Consider the following 13,954-nt stretch of genomic DNA (forward strand, 5'->3'; position numbering starts at 1 on the left):
CACAGTAATCCCTGTGTGGCACTTTCTTTTTTACCGTTTTTGCCGGAAGTGAACGCGGGAATTATGTATTCGGCAGGAACTTGTGATAAAGTATAGGAAAGCTTTATTTTGCATGTATGCTGTGACAGACTGTTTTTAGGAGGAAGCGTTTTGACTGAAGAAAAATCCACCCAAAATAAAAACTCTCTCTTTGAATGGGTAAAAGCCATTATTATCGCAGTCGTTCTGGCGTTATTGATCAGGGCATTTTTATTCGAACCGTATTTAGTCGAAGGTACATCAATGGATCCGACGCTGCACGACGGAGAGCGGCTGTTCGTCTATAAAACGGTTAAATACGTAGGCGAATTTAAGCGGGGAGATATCGTCATTATCGACGGCGATGAAAAAAATGTCCATTATGTGAAGCGCTTGATCGGCCTGCCGGGAGATACCGTGCAAATGAAAGACGACACGCTGTACATAAACGGGAAAAAGGTGTCTGAGCCGTATCTTTCGGAAAACAGAAAAGAGGCGGAAGCAGTCGGCGTCAAACTGACGGGCGATTTCGGCCCTGTGAAGGTTCCGGAAGGCAAGTATTTCGTGATGGGAGACAATCGCCAGAGATCGATGGACAGCCGGAACGGACTCGGACTGATCGATAAAAAACGAGTGGCCGGGACTTCACAATTTGTGTTTTTCCCGTTCAACGAAATCCGAAAAACAGACTGAAAAATGCCTGATGTCCATTTGGACAATCAGGCATTTTTGCTTGATTTATGCGGATAATGATGCCAGTACTGCAATAAACAGTACGGTAACGAACACAGAGGCCATAATCAGAAGAACGCTGTATAAGATTCTGATTTCCGCGGCTTCTTTTCCCCTTTTTGACAGCATTCGTTTCGCCGCGATATGAACGAACACGTAAATCATGGCAATCCCGATGTAAAGGCCCACATCCCGTGCTGTAAAGCCGGTTACGGCAAGATAAACCCCTGCGAAAAAAATAAACATGCAGTATTCCGTCAAAGTGATAAGCTTCATGTCTTCCTCCGTCTAACGATCCGAGTTTTCTTCAAATATCACCTTTTTATAATATATCTTTTGCAGCCATCCCACAAGGAGGCCGAAGCCGATCAGCAGACAGGAAAATATCAAAAAGTCCGAGGTCCACATATCAAACCCTTTGAAAAGCCCGATAGACATCGTAGAAATCACCATGGCCACTGACACGAAAAGCGCTTGGCGCGGCCTTGAATTGATCCACCTGATGATATCAGGATCATCTTTTAATTTCATTATTCCTTCCCCCATTCTTCAATAATTGTAACATATTGTCACAAAGAAAGTGTGAACAAGTGTTTTTTTGATATATTTTTCTTTAAAACTTTATCGTAAAAAAGCAAAGCATTTCTCTTGCGGAATTTTCGTGTTATACTCTTTTTAATGAAGTATAGATGGAGGATTTTAAATGATAGCTGTTCAAAATGTCAGCTTGCGGTTTGCGGACCGGAAGCTGTTTGAAGATGTAAATATTAAGTTTACGCCGGGTAACTGCTACGGATTGATCGGAGCAAACGGCGCCGGAAAGTCCACTTTTTTGAAAATATTATCAGGTGAAATCGAGCCTCAGACGGGCGAGGTTCATATGAGCCCGGGCGAACGCCTTGCCGTCCTGAAGCAGAACCACTTTGAGTATGAAGAGCATGAAGTGCTGAAAGTCGTGATCATGGGGCATAAACGCCTTTATGAAGTCATGCAGGAAAAAGACGCGATTTACATGAAACCCGATTTTTCAGATGAAGACGGAATCCGCGCCGCAGAGCTTGAGGGCGAATTCGCCGAGCTGAACGGCTGGGAAGCCGAAGGGGAAGCTGCGATTTTGTTAAAAGGCCTCGGCATTGCTGAAGAACTGCATACGAAGAAAATGGCGGATTTGGGCGGTTCCGAAAAGGTGAAGGTCCTCCTTGCACAGGCCCTGTTCGGAAAGCCTGACGTCCTTCTTCTCGATGAGCCGACCAACCACTTGGATATTCAGGCGATCCAGTGGCTTGAAGAGTTTTTAATCAATTTTGAGAATACGGTTATCGTCGTATCGCATGACCGCCACTTTTTGAATAAAGTATGTACGCATATCGCCGACCTGGATTTTAACAAAATTCAAATTTATGTCGGAAACTATGATTTCTGGTATGAATCAAGCCAGCTTGCGCTTAAAATGAATCAGGAAGCCAATAAGAAAAAAGAAGAGCAGATCAAACAGCTCCAGGAGTTCGTTGCCAGATTCAGCGCCAACGCCTCAAAATCGAAGCAGGCGACATCAAGAAAAAAACTGCTTGAAAAAATTACGCTTGACGATATTAAGCCGTCATCGCGCAAGTATCCGTACGTACATTTCACACCTGAACGCGAAATTGGAAACGATGTGCTTGTTGTCACAGACCTGTCGAAAACGATTGACGGTGTCAAGGTGCTTGACTCGGTCAGCTTTATGATGAATAAAGAAGATAAAATCGCCTTTACAGGCCGGAATGAGCTTGCCGCTACTGTGCTCTTTAAAATCCTTGCCGGGGAAATGGAGCCTGACAGCGGATCGTTTAAATGGGGCGTCACAACATCCCAGGCGTTTTTCCCGAAAGACAACAGCGAGTATTTTGAAAACAGCGATTTAAACCTTGTCGACTGGCTCCGCCAATTTTCGCCGCATGACCAAAGCGAAAGCTTCCTGCGCGGATTTTTGGGCCGGATGCTGTTCTCCGGGGAAGAAGTGCTGAAAAAAGCAAGCGTTTTGTCAGGGGGAGAGAAAGTCCGCTGCATGCTGTCCAAAATGATGCTGTCCGGTGCCAATGTGCTGATGCTTGATGAGCCGACCAACCATTTGGATCTCGAATCCATTACAGCGCTGAATAACGGTTTAATCAGCTTTAAAGGCGCTATGCTGTTTACATCTCATGACCATCAGTTTGTCCAAACAATTGCCAACCGGATCATCGAAATCACGCCAAACGGAATCGTCGATAAACAGATGAGCTATGATGAATTTTTGGAAGACAAAGCGGTTCAGGACAAGCTTGCTGAACTTTACGCGTAATGATAGAAAACCCGCCTTAAAAAGCGGGTTTTTTTATAAAAAGGGAGGTGGTTGCCGTGTCATGCCGCAAGGCTCTTGAGCAATATATTCAAGCAACAAACACACATGAGTTTGAGAATGTCAAAAAGCTCCTTCATCCCGACGCTGTGTACTGGTTCTCGGATGAAACGTGCTCGGGCGTTAAGGAAATTCAGCGTTATTTTGAAAACGCCTGGAAGCAAATCGAAAACGAAGTATACAGCGCCAGTCATATCAGTTGGATCACGGAAACGGACGAACAGGCCGTCTGTCTTTATACATACGAATGGAAAGGGTTTTTTAGGGGTGAACCGGTTCAAGGGGCAGGCCGTGCGACAAACGTATTTGTAAAGGACGAGTCAGGAAGCTGGAAGCTGAAGCATGAACATTTAAGCAGTTTGCCCAAATCATGAGGAGGCGGGGCATTGGACGGCTTTATAGCTCCATCTATGTACGGAAGTTAGAAAGGCTGGCAGCATGCGGAAATGATATAAAAGGACCTCAGAAAACTTCTGAGGTCCTTTTGTGCGGAAGGCTTTAGATCGCCCAGTTGCCGTTTCTGAAAATCGGCTCTCTTTTTCCGTCTGCTGTGATTCCGTCTATATTCATTTCTCCTGAACCGATCATGAAGTCAACATGTGTAATGCTTTCGTTTAATCCTTCTTTCGCCAGCTCTTCGCGCGACATCTGCTTTCCGCCTTCGATGTTGAATGCGTACGCACTGCCGATTGCGAGGTGGTTTGAGGCGTTTTCGTCAAACAGCGTGTTGTAAAACAGAATATTGGACTTGGAAATCGGCGAATCGTGGGCAACGAGCGCAATTTCGCCTAAGTAGTGTGAACCCTCATCCGTTTCGATCAGCTCTTTTAAAATCTCTTCACCTTGTTCAGCTTTGACATCGGTGATCCGTCCGTTTTCAAATGTCAGCTGAAAGCCGTCGATCAGATTGCCGCCGTAGCTTAACGGCTTTGTGCTTGAAACAGTGCCGTTCACTCCGTCTTTTTTCGGAGCGGTGAATACTTCTTCTGTCGGCATATTGGCCATGAACTCGATGCCGTTTTCGTTAGTGCTTCCGGCGCCGACCCACAGGTGCTTCTCAGGAAGCTCGATCGTCAAATCTGTTCCTTTTGCTTGGTAATGAAGGGCTTGGTAATGCTTGTCGTTTAAGACGCTTACTTTATCGCGCAAAGTTTGATCGTGGTCTTTCCACGCCTGGACAGGATCTTCACGGTCGACGCGGGTCGTTTTGAAGATCTCATTCCACAGCTTTTGCATCGCTGTCTTTTCATCTGCGTCAGGGAATACTTTTTTGGCCCAGGCCGGTGAAGGTGCTGCGACGACAGTCCAGCTGACTTTATCCGATTGAATCATTTGCCTGTATGTATGCATCGCCTTTCCGGCGGCTTTTTGCTGGGTCGCGATTTTTTTGGAATCGATGCCTTTCAAAAGATCAGGGCTTGAAGAGACAATGGAAATAAAAGCGGCGCCTTCCTTAGCGAGCGTCTCCAGACCTTTCGCTTCCCACTCAGGGAATTCTTCAAAGGCTTCCACTGGGGCCAGCTCATATTTCAGCCTTGTCACCTCATCATCCTGCCAGCGGACCGTTACGTTTTTTGCCCCTATTTGATAGGCGCTTTTGACGAGGAGCCGTGCAAAATCGCGTACTTCTGTTGACGCGTTGATAACGACTTTCTGTCCTTTTTGAACGTTTACACCGACTTCGGCTACAAGCTTCGCATATTTGCTCAGTTTATCAGTAAACGAATTCATTGGCAAAACCTCCTTTATTGTCCATAACATCATATCAAATATTTGATTGAAAAGAAAAAAAGACGCAGCCCGGTAAGGCTGCATCTTTTTTAACGGTTGATTTTGGCCGTTTGGCCGGGGGGCGAGCTTGGCATGTTTGCAAGGGAGATGCTCATCCCCCCGAGAATAATACCGCTTAAAATAACGGTGATGGCCAGGCGTCTTCCCATATCTCTAAGCATGTTCTTCCTCCTTATCGTTTCTCCATTCCTCACGATATGAAAGAAGCAGGGAAAAAAGACGCGAAAACAAAAATTATTTAGCCGCTTTTTGCAATTTATCGATCACTTCAAGAGAGCGGCCCGTTCCGATGGCGACAGACTCGAGCGGATTTGCAGCAACATGCACGGGCACAACGATTTCCTGTGACAGCCATTCTTTGATGCCGTTCAATAGCGCGCCTCCTCCGGTTAAAATCACGCCCCGGTCGACAATGTCTCCGCTCAGCTCGGGAGGACAGTCTTCAAGCGTCGCTCTGATGGCTTCGATAATATGAAGGAGCGATTCGCGCATCGCCTTCTGAATCTCTATTGATTCCAGGGTAATTGTTTTCGGCAGGCCTGTGACAAGGTCGCGCCCTCTGACTTCCATCGTTTTCGTCTCATGGTCAATCAATGCGTAGCCGATCTCAATCTTGACTTCTTCGGCCGTCCGTTCACCGATCAGCAGGTTGTATTTTTTTCTGACGAATGACACGATGTCTTCATCAAGCTGGTCGCCGCCGATCCGGATCGAGTGGCATGAGACTACGCCTCCGAATGAAATGATCGCCACTTCTGTCGTGCCGCCGCCGATATCGACGACAACGTTTGCGACAGGTTCATCGACAGGCAGGTCTGCGCCGATGGCGGCAGCGACAGGCTCCTCAATCAAATGGACTTGCTTGGCTCCGCAGTTTTTGACAGCATCGCTGATCGCACGCCGTTCAACCGCGGTTGAACCGGATGGCGTGCAGACGACGACGCTCGGCTTTCTGAAAGTAAAGCCGATGTTCTTTCCGGCTTTTTTCATAATCTGCTTCAAGAGGTCTGTCGTCATGTCATAATCGGCGATGACTCCGTCTTTCATCGGTCTGACCGCGACGATTTTTCCCGGTGTCTTTCCGATCATGTTTTTGGCTTCTGTTCCGACCGCCAATACGCTCTTTGTTTCCGTATCCACGGCGACAACGGAAGGCTCATTTAAAATGATTCCTTTGTTTTTGCTGTAAACCAATATGTTAGCTGTGCCTAGATCAATTCCGATCTCGGTTGTTTGAAACATGTTTTCACCCAATCTCTATTTAAAATTTTTCCGAAAAACGAAATTTTCTTCGTGCTGAAAAAATGAATTTCATTTAAATTTTCTCAAATGATCGGCGATTTTTGGGGGTTTGTGACGAGTTTGAAACCAATCTGTAAAATGCTGTCCTCATATTGACATGATGAGAAAAATATTCATTTTTATGACCGAATTTTTGTCAAAGAAACGTTCAATAAGGGAAACCTTTTTCAGTCTTCATTCGTCTATCGTTATGCTAAGACAATATCTTAGAAAAATAGAAACAAAGAGGAAGTAGGCGAAAGTTTTGAAAGCAATTGGAGTTGTGAGAAAAGTAGACGAACTCGGCCGGATCGTGATGCCGATTGAATTGAGAAGAGCTTTGGATATTTCGATCAAGGACAGCATCGAATTCTTTGTCGACCAAGATAAAATTGTCCTGAAAAAATATAAACCGCACGGTGTGTGCCTGATGACCGGTGAAATCACTTCTGAAAACCGCGAGTACGGAAACGGGAAAATTACGCTGAGTCCTGAGGGGGCCGAATTGCTTTTGGAAGAAATAAAAGCTGCCTTAAACGAAGTGAAAGCATAAGATTTGAAGCCCTTCATCAGAAGGGCTTTTTCTTGCGTCGGCAGAAGATAAAACCGCCGTCACTGAAAAATTCAGCCATAGAGACGATAAATACTTCGAACAATCCTCTCAAATGTGGTGTAAAGAATGTTACAATTGACTGAGAAATACAAGTGGCAGGTGGGGGTATGAAAAGATATCAAGGACGAATCATTGCAACCGTGCTGGCAATGACTTTTATCATGTTTTGGAATTTTTTATTCTATGGGGTGTTGGGAAATAAAATCAATTGGACGGTTGATCTGCTGTTTACACTGGTGACATTAATCAGCGTTTGGTGGCTCACGCTTTATATCGATGAGTCCAATCAGCTTGTCTATAAACTGAAGGAGAGCGAAAAGAAATATAAAGAGCTTTCTTCAGAAACCAACCGCATCATGGATAACCTTCAGGAAATCGTCTTTCAGACGGACCGGATAGGATACATTACATTTTTGAATCAGGCGTGGACAACGTTGACCGGATACAGTGTTGAAGAGAGTCTTGGAACGATGTACAACGATTACTTTGACCATGAAGAACGGATCTCGAATCACCTGATCGCCCAGCTGAAGAACAAGGAGCCTGAAGGCAGGATCGAGGTGCTCTACCATCGCAAAGACGGAAGCAAGTTCTGGGGCGAAGTTCACTATAAACTTTATTATAAAAACGGTCAATTTACGAGCAGCTTGGGGACGCTGACTGATGTGACGGAACGGAAAAAAGCGGAGATGGAATTGTTCAAGTCGAATCAGCGGCTGGCTATGCAGTCTCAGAAGCTGGCGATGGCCGGGCAGCTCGCCGCGGGAATCGCTCACGAAGTCAGGAACCCGCTGACATCGGTAAACGGATTTTTGCAGCTGATGAAAGCGGAATATCCCGACCGGAAAGATTACTTTGACATTATTTTCTCAGAGATTAAACGAATCGATTCCGTGCTCGGCGAACTGCTTGTACTGGCCAAACCGCACCAGGTTCAATTTAAAAAGATCAACATCAATTCGGTTCTTCAGCAGGTGGCAACGCTTCTTGAGACCAACGCCGTGCTTTCCCACATTAAGATCGAAAAAGCGTTTCAGCACGGGGAGGAGTGGGAAATAAACGGCGATGAAAATCAAATCAAACAGGTATTCATCAATTTAATAAAAAACGGGATAGAAGCGATGCCTGACGGCGGAAAAATCACGATCTCCTCGGAGGTTGAAGGTGACTATGTGAAAATCAGCATCAAAGACGAAGGGGGAGGCATTTCCCAAGCCGATTTGGCAAAGCTCGGGGAGCCTTTCTTCTCAACGAAAGAAGAAGGGACGGGTCTTGGGCTGACGATTTGCCTGAATATTATCGGCGCTCACAACGGAGAAATGAAAATCGACAGCGAATTGGGCGAGGGAAGCACATTCCACATCCTGCTTCCGATCGACAAAGGGGCGGCATCCGAAGAGAACGATATTCAGCAAGGATGCTGCAGCCGCGCAACGATAAAATAAAAGAGGAAAAATTCCACTTCATATGATAGAATTTGTTCAGATTGACCCATGGAGGAATTACCGATGAAAAAAGAATTTGCAGTAATTGGACTCGGCCGGTTCGGCGGCAGCATTTGTAAAGCATTGAGTGAAGAAGGGCTTGAGGTAATGGCGATCGACAGAGATGAAGATCGCGTAAACGAATACGCCAAAATTGCCTCACATGCTGTGATAGGAGACACTACAGACGAATCAGTGCTGAAAAACCTTGGACTGCGCAATTTTGACCACGTCATTGTAGCGATCGGGGAGAACATTCAAGCGAGCATTTTGACAACGCTGATTTTGAAAGAGCTTGGTGTGAAAATGATTACCGTCAAAGCTCAAAACGATTATCACGAAAAAGTATTATCCAAAATCGGAGCGGACCGGATCGTTCATCCGGAGCGTGAAATGGGAAAAAGAATCGCCCACAACATCGTCTCCAACAATGTGCTTGATTATCTTGAACTTTCTGATGAGCACAGCCTTGTCGAAATCGCAGCGAACGGCAAACTGGCCGGAAATACGCTGCTTGACCTTGATATCCGGGCCAGATACGGAATTAATATTGTCGCGATCAAGCGGGGGAAAGAAGTCATCGTATCTCCGCTTGCCACCGAAGAGATTCAAAAAGACGATATTTTAATCGTCATCGGCTCAAATCCTGACATTGAGAGATTTGAAAAAAAAGTTTTTCAACATTAAAATGCCATCGATCAGCCGCGGGAACCCCACAGCCCGCGGTTTTTTTGATCTTTTCATTGACTGTTTCAAACGATTCGGCTACGATATTGAACCATATCCATATAAAAATGAGAGGGGAAATATATCTTTGGACAATGAGATGTTCATTCACCGGCTTGGCGCCGCCAGTCATCGCAAAAAAGCGGATACTGTAATTAAAAACGGAAAGATCATGGATGTTTTTAATCAGGAATGGTTGAAGACAGACATAGCTATCACAGACGGGGCCATCGTCGGTTTGGGCGATTATGAGGGGGAGAATACCATTGACGCAGAAGGACAAATGATCGTTCCCGGCTTTATCGACGGTCATGTCCACATTGAGTCTTCAATGGTGACGCCGCCCGAATTTGCCAAAGCGGTGATTCCCCACGGTGTAACAACCGTTGTCACCGATCCCCATGAAATCGCGAATGTCTCAGGAGTGAGGGGTCTTGAGTTCATGTTGGAGCAGGCTAAGATGACAAGGCTGAACATTCGTTTTATGCTCCCTTCTTGTGTGCCTGCGGCACCATTTGAAAAATCGGGTGCGGTTTTGAACGCTGCGGATTTACATCCTTTTTACAGCCGCGAAGAGGTGCTCGGGCTTGCGGAAGTGATGGACTATGTGGCCGTTGAAGCGGGAGAGCCGGATATGGTGCAAAAACTCATGGATGCCCATAAAGCGGACAAGCGGATCGACGGACATCTGGCCGGCTTGTCAGCCGGGTTCGTCAATGTCTACAGAGCGGCGGGCGTGCTGACAGACCATGAGGTCACGACACCTGAAGAGGCGCTTGAACGGGTCAGAAGAGGAATGTACGTCATGCTGAGAGAAGGCTCTGCGGCAAAGAATACACGTCATGTTTTGCCTGCGGTTAATGAGAAAAATGCGAGACGCTTCTTTTTCTGTACGGATGATAAGCATTTGGATGAACTGGTCGATGAAGGAAGCATTAACCATCAGGTCAAGCTTGCCATTCAAGAGGGACTTGACCCGTTTCTCGCATATCAAATGGGCAGCCTCAATGCAGCGGAATGCTTCGGGTTAAAGACGAAGGGAGCGGTTGCCCCGGGTTATGACGCAGACCTCCTTTTCATCAGCGATTTTGAGAACGTCAGCATTTCAAAGACGATGATCAACGGCGTGATCTGGAGCGGGGCAGAACAAAGCGAATGGACGGACGGCAAAGCGGCACCTGCTATGCTCCAATCTGTCCATCTCCCTGATTTACATGAGGATGATCTGGAAATTCCGATCGTTCAAGGGAGTGAAATCAGGGTCATTGACATTATCCCCAATCAGCTTGAAACAAAGCTGTCCCTGGCCAAGCCGAAAAGCGGCGCTTTTTTTCAGCCGGATCTGGAAAGCGATCTGTTGAAAATTGCAGTGATTGAGCGCCATCGCGGCGTTAAAGGAATCGGACTCGGCGTTGTCAGGGGCTTCGGTTTAAAAGAAGGCGCCATCGCGACAACGATTTCTCATGATTCCCACAATTTAATCGCTGTCGGTACAAATGATCAAGACATCTTAAAAGCGGTTGAACGTCTCGGAGAAATCGGGGGAGGCCTCACCATTGCAAAAGGAGGGAAGGAGCTTCAATCCGTCGCTCTGCCGATTGCCGGCCTCTTGTCGGACAAACCGCTTGAGACGGTAAACGAAAGCTTAAAATCTCTTCATGCAGCATTAACGGAGACAGGATTTTCAGGAGCGTTTAATCCTTTTCTGACGCTTTCTTTTTTAGCGCTTCCTGTTATCCCCGACATTAAAATGACGACAGAAGGCTTGTTTGATGTTAAAGCGTTTAGGCATATCCCGATTCAACCATAAAAAAACGGATGCACACCGGTGCATCCGTTTTTTGTTCAAGCCGCGATTAGACTTCCATAATAATCGGAAGGATCATCGGGCGGCGTTTTGTTTTTTCGTAGAGGAACGGAGCGAGCGTGTCTGTGATCTCGTTCTTAATTTCAGACCACTGCGTCGTTTTGCGTTCCATCACTTTTTTAAGGTGTCCTGCAATCAGGTCCTGGGCATCGTTGATTAAATCACCGGATTCTCTCATGTAGACAAATCCTCTGGAAATTAAGTCAGGTCCTGCGGACACTTTGAACTCTTTCATGTTGATGCTGACAACGACAATGACAAGCCCTTCTTCAGAAAGAATCCGGCGGTCGCGAAGCACGATGTTCCCGATGTCGCCGATGCCGCTTCCGTCAATATAGACATTGCCTGACGGGATTTTACCTGCGACTGAGGCTTCTTCGCTTGTCAAAGCAAGCACTTCGCCGTTGTCCATAATAAAGCAGTTTTCCTCAGGAATTCCGCAGTCTGTCGCAAGTTTGACGTGCATTTTCTGCATTCTGTATTCACCGTGAATCGGCATGAAAAACTTTGGCTTGATGAGGCGGAGCATCAGCTTTTGCTCTTCCTGTCCGCCATGTCCTGATGTATGAATGTTAGTCACAGCTCCGTGGATGACATCGGCGCCCGCCCGGTAAAGCTGGTTAATTGTGCGACTAACGCTGATTGTATTGCCCGGGATCGGAGATGATGAAAATACGACCGTATCCCCGGGAATGATGGAAATTTGCCGGTGTGTGCCGTTAGCAATTCGGGATAGCGCAGCCATCGGTTCACCTTGGCTTCCGGTACAAAGAATCGTCACTTTGCCGGCAGGAAGCCTGTTGATTTCATTCGCTTCAACAAACGTATTTTTCGGACACTTAATATACCCGAGCGTTTGGCCGATTTCAATCGCCGACTCCATGCTTCGTCCAAATACGGCAACCTTCCGTCCGTTTGCAACAGCTGCTTCGATCACCTGCTGCAGGCGGTGGATGTTTGACGCGAAGGTTGCGAAGATGATCCGCCCTTCAACTTTTCGGAAAATATCATCAATGCTTTCTCCGACTTTGCGCTCTGACATCGTGAAATCAGGGATTTCACTGTTGGTGCTGTCAGAAAGCAGGCAAAGCACGCCTTCTTTTCCGATTTCGGCCATCTTGGTCAAGTTGGCAGGTTCGCCTACCGGTGTAAAATCGAATTTAAAGTCACCGGTATGTACGATGTTTCCTTGCGGTGTTTTTACGACAATCCCGTATGAGTCCGGAATGCTGTGGGTCGTCCTGAAAAAAGAAACCGACGTTTTTCTGAATTTGACGATATCGTCTTCTTCAATGATATGAAGCTTTGTTTGACGCAGCAGACCGTGCTCTTCAAGCTTCTTTCTGAGAAGGCCGATGGCGAGCTGTCCGCCGTAAACGGGAATGTTCACCTGTTTGAGCAGGTACGGAATTCCGCCGATATGGTCTTCGTGGCCGTGCGTAATAAAAAGACCTTTGATTTTTTCTTCGTTTTTGACTAAATAAGTGTAGTCGGGGATGACATAGTCGATTCCGAGGAGCTCGTCTTCCGGAAACTTAATCCCCGCATCGATGAGCACGATCTCGTCCTGAAACTGGACCCCGTACGTGTTTTTGCCGATTTCCCCAAGTCCTCCAAGGGCAAATACAGCCGTTTGATCATTTTTTACAAATTTCATTCATTCATAACTCCAATACTTTAAAATTTTCGCTTTGCTTTTCATATTCTAAAAAAGCGTCTTCAACTTGCTGTATAAACTCAATATTGTAGTTGTATTGTTTTAATTTAGATCTGACTTCACGTTCAGATTGAGCTTCCACAAAAATTGAATCTGTTTTTTCACGAACAGGTACTTCGTCATTGCTTGCTTGATAAAATACCTTATAGATCATCCAAATCTCTCCTTAACTGCCGATTGTTAGACTCATCTTTCTATTATATTCGAAATTGCCTCATAAGAAAAGCGCTTGAGAAAAAAAGGACTCTTCCACATGAGTGAAGGTCCTTTTAGGCAATCGACTTTCTGCGCATCATGCCATTCAGCTGTTTTTTTAATTTTTTCCGCAGTCGGCGTAGCATACGGATTCCTCCTTTCTCTGACTTGTCCGGTCACTACCGTATCTCTTTAGTTCTATTATATGATGAATCCGTCTATTGTTACATGGATATTATTGGCATGTTGATTTTGTTTTGATTTTGGAGTGAAAAGGTTTTCTCGCGTACGCAGTTTTTGTATGATGGTACAGGAGAACCATCAATCATACTAGCTAAGGGAGAAGGATTCACTGCCATGGATAAAAAGCTGATTTTCTTTGATATCGACGGAACGATTTATGATCATGATAAACGGATTCCCGACACCGCGAAACAGGCTGTCTCCGATTTAAAAGCGCACGGCCATCATGTTTTCATCGCATCAGGCCGGGCGCCGTTTATGGTCAGGCCTGTGCTTGAAGAATTGGGCATCGATTCTTTTGTCTCTTATAACGGACAATATGTCGTTTTTGAAGGAGAGGTCATTTATAAAAACCCCATTGCCGAACAGTCACTGGAAGCGCTGCTTGCGCATTCGGACAGCTGCGGCCATCCCCTCGTCTTCATGGGAGAAGAGGGGATGCGCACTACATCTGCCGGCCATCCGTTCGTCCACGAAGGAATCGGCAGCTTAAAAGTCAATCCGCCGGAAGAGGACCGCGCCTATTTTAAAGGTAGGGACATTTTTCAGGTCCTCTTGTTCTGTACGCAAGACGAGGAAGAGCGGTACAGCCGGTTTCAGGAGTTTGATCTCGTCCGCTGGCACGAGCGCTCCACAGATGTGCTGCCTTCTGGCGGTTCGAAAGCGGAAGGAATCAAAAAAGTCATTGAAAAGCTTCCGTTCGACAGAGAGGATACTTACGCGTTTGGAGACGGTCTGAACGACCTGCAGATGATCGAGTTTGCGGGAACCGGAGTGGCGATGGGCAACGCTGTGCCCGAGCTGAAAAAAATAGCCGACTTTGTCACAAAGCCCGTCGATGAAGACGGCATTCAATACGCGGTAGAAGCCCTCGGGCTTTTGAAACCATAAAAAAACGGATCATGTC

At 46.3% G+C, this 13,954-nt stretch carries 15 protein-coding genes; 8 read left to right on the plus strand and 7 right to left on the minus strand.

Features of this window, described 5'->3' with window-relative positions:
* The first annotated feature begins 150 nt into the window (after positions 1-150).
* Positions 151-711: a signal peptidase I gene (lepB, locus tag CP943_RS08405; protein WP_020451228.1), complete on the plus strand. Its 561-nt coding sequence runs from the start codon at positions 151-153 to the stop codon at positions 709-711.
* A 45-nt stretch (positions 712-756) separates the two neighbouring features.
* Here lepB and CP943_RS08410 read toward each other — a convergent pair whose 3' ends face one another.
* Both CP943_RS08410 and CP943_RS08415 read right to left on the minus strand, forming a co-directional pair.
* Positions 757-1,026, minus strand: coding sequence for a hypothetical protein (locus CP943_RS08410; protein WP_020451229.1), 270 nt, complete (start codon positions 1,024-1,026; stop codon positions 757-759).
* A gap of 12 nt (positions 1,027-1,038) precedes the next feature.
* On the minus strand, positions 1,039-1,281 hold the full coding sequence (locus CP943_RS08415) for a hypothetical protein (RefSeq protein ID WP_020451230.1): 243 nt from the start codon (positions 1,279-1,281) through the stop codon (positions 1,039-1,041).
* A gap of 172 nt (positions 1,282-1,453) precedes the next feature.
* Between CP943_RS08415 and CP943_RS08420 the strand changes: the two genes are divergently transcribed.
* Both CP943_RS08420 and CP943_RS08425 read left to right on the plus strand, forming a co-directional pair.
* Positions 1,454-3,073, plus strand: a complete 1,620-nt coding sequence (locus CP943_RS08420; RefSeq protein ID WP_020451231.1) for an ABC-F family ATP-binding cassette domain-containing protein — start codon at positions 1,454-1,456, stop codon at positions 3,071-3,073.
* A gap of 56 nt (positions 3,074-3,129) precedes the next feature.
* A complete protein-coding gene (locus CP943_RS08425) occupies positions 3,130-3,504 on the plus strand; it encodes a YybH family protein (protein ID WP_020451232.1) in 375 nt (124 codons plus the stop codon).
* Between the two features lie 124 nt (positions 3,505-3,628).
* Here the strand turns inward: CP943_RS08425 and CP943_RS08430 are convergent, their stop codons facing one another.
* From CP943_RS08430 to mreBH, 3 genes are all read right to left on the minus strand, one after another.
* Positions 3,629-4,861: an aminopeptidase gene (locus CP943_RS08430; RefSeq protein ID WP_105980917.1), complete on the minus strand. Its 1,233-nt coding sequence runs from the start codon at positions 4,859-4,861 to the stop codon at positions 3,629-3,631.
* A gap of 89 nt (positions 4,862-4,950) precedes the next feature.
* Entirely contained in the window at positions 4,951-5,082 is a 132-nt protein-coding gene (locus tag CP943_RS08435; RefSeq protein WP_003181378.1) for a protein YkpC, read from the minus strand.
* A gap of 73 nt (positions 5,083-5,155) precedes the next feature.
* A complete protein-coding gene (gene mreBH, locus CP943_RS08440; RefSeq protein ID WP_020451234.1) occupies positions 5,156-6,163 on the minus strand; it encodes a rod-share determining protein MreBH in 1,008 nt (335 codons plus the stop codon).
* Positions 6,164-6,467: 304 nt separating this feature from the next.
* Between mreBH and CP943_RS08445 the strand changes: the two genes are divergently transcribed.
* The 4 genes from CP943_RS08445 (at position 6,468) to ade (ending at position 10,835) form a co-directional block, all read left to right on the plus strand.
* On the plus strand, positions 6,468-6,755 hold the full coding sequence (locus tag CP943_RS08445; RefSeq protein ID WP_020451235.1) for a transcriptional regulator AbhA: 288 nt from the start codon (positions 6,468-6,470) through the stop codon (positions 6,753-6,755).
* 167 nt (positions 6,756-6,922) lie between these two features.
* Positions 6,923-8,260, plus strand: a complete 1,338-nt coding sequence (locus tag CP943_RS08450) for an ATP-binding protein (protein ID WP_020451236.1) — start codon at positions 6,923-6,925, stop codon at positions 8,258-8,260.
* A 63-nt stretch (positions 8,261-8,323) separates the two neighbouring features.
* Complete coding sequence (locus CP943_RS08455; protein ID WP_020451237.1) at positions 8,324-8,986, plus strand: potassium channel family protein; 663 nt, start codon at positions 8,324-8,326, stop codon at positions 8,984-8,986.
* Positions 8,987-9,113: 127 nt separating this feature from the next.
* Positions 9,114-10,835, plus strand: coding sequence for an adenine deaminase (gene ade, locus CP943_RS08460; RefSeq protein WP_105981359.1), 1,722 nt, complete (start codon positions 9,114-9,116; stop codon positions 10,833-10,835).
* Between the two features lie 46 nt (positions 10,836-10,881).
* Here ade and rnjA read toward each other — a convergent pair whose 3' ends face one another.
* Together rnjA and CP943_RS08470 are read right to left on the minus strand one after the other, a co-directional pair.
* Positions 10,882-12,549: a ribonuclease J1 gene (rnjA, locus tag CP943_RS08465; protein ID WP_020451239.1), complete on the minus strand. Its 1,668-nt coding sequence runs from the start codon at positions 12,547-12,549 to the stop codon at positions 10,882-10,884.
* Positions 12,550-12,553: 4 nt separating this feature from the next.
* Positions 12,554-12,763 (minus strand): DNA-dependent RNA polymerase subunit epsilon, encoded by a 210-nt coding sequence (locus CP943_RS08470; protein WP_020451240.1) that lies wholly within the window; start codon positions 12,761-12,763, stop codon positions 12,554-12,556.
* Between the two features lie 398 nt (positions 12,764-13,161).
* Between CP943_RS08470 and CP943_RS08480 the strand changes: the two genes are divergently transcribed.
* Entirely contained in the window at positions 13,162-13,938 is a 777-nt protein-coding gene (locus CP943_RS08480) for a Cof-type HAD-IIB family hydrolase (protein WP_026579777.1), read from the plus strand.
* The last annotated feature ends 16 nt before the right edge of the window (positions 13,939-13,954 follow it).

Source organism: Bacillus paralicheniformis, from assembly GCF_002993925.1.
Taxonomy (GTDB): Bacteria; Bacillota; Bacilli; order Bacillales; family Bacillaceae; genus Bacillus; species Bacillus paralicheniformis.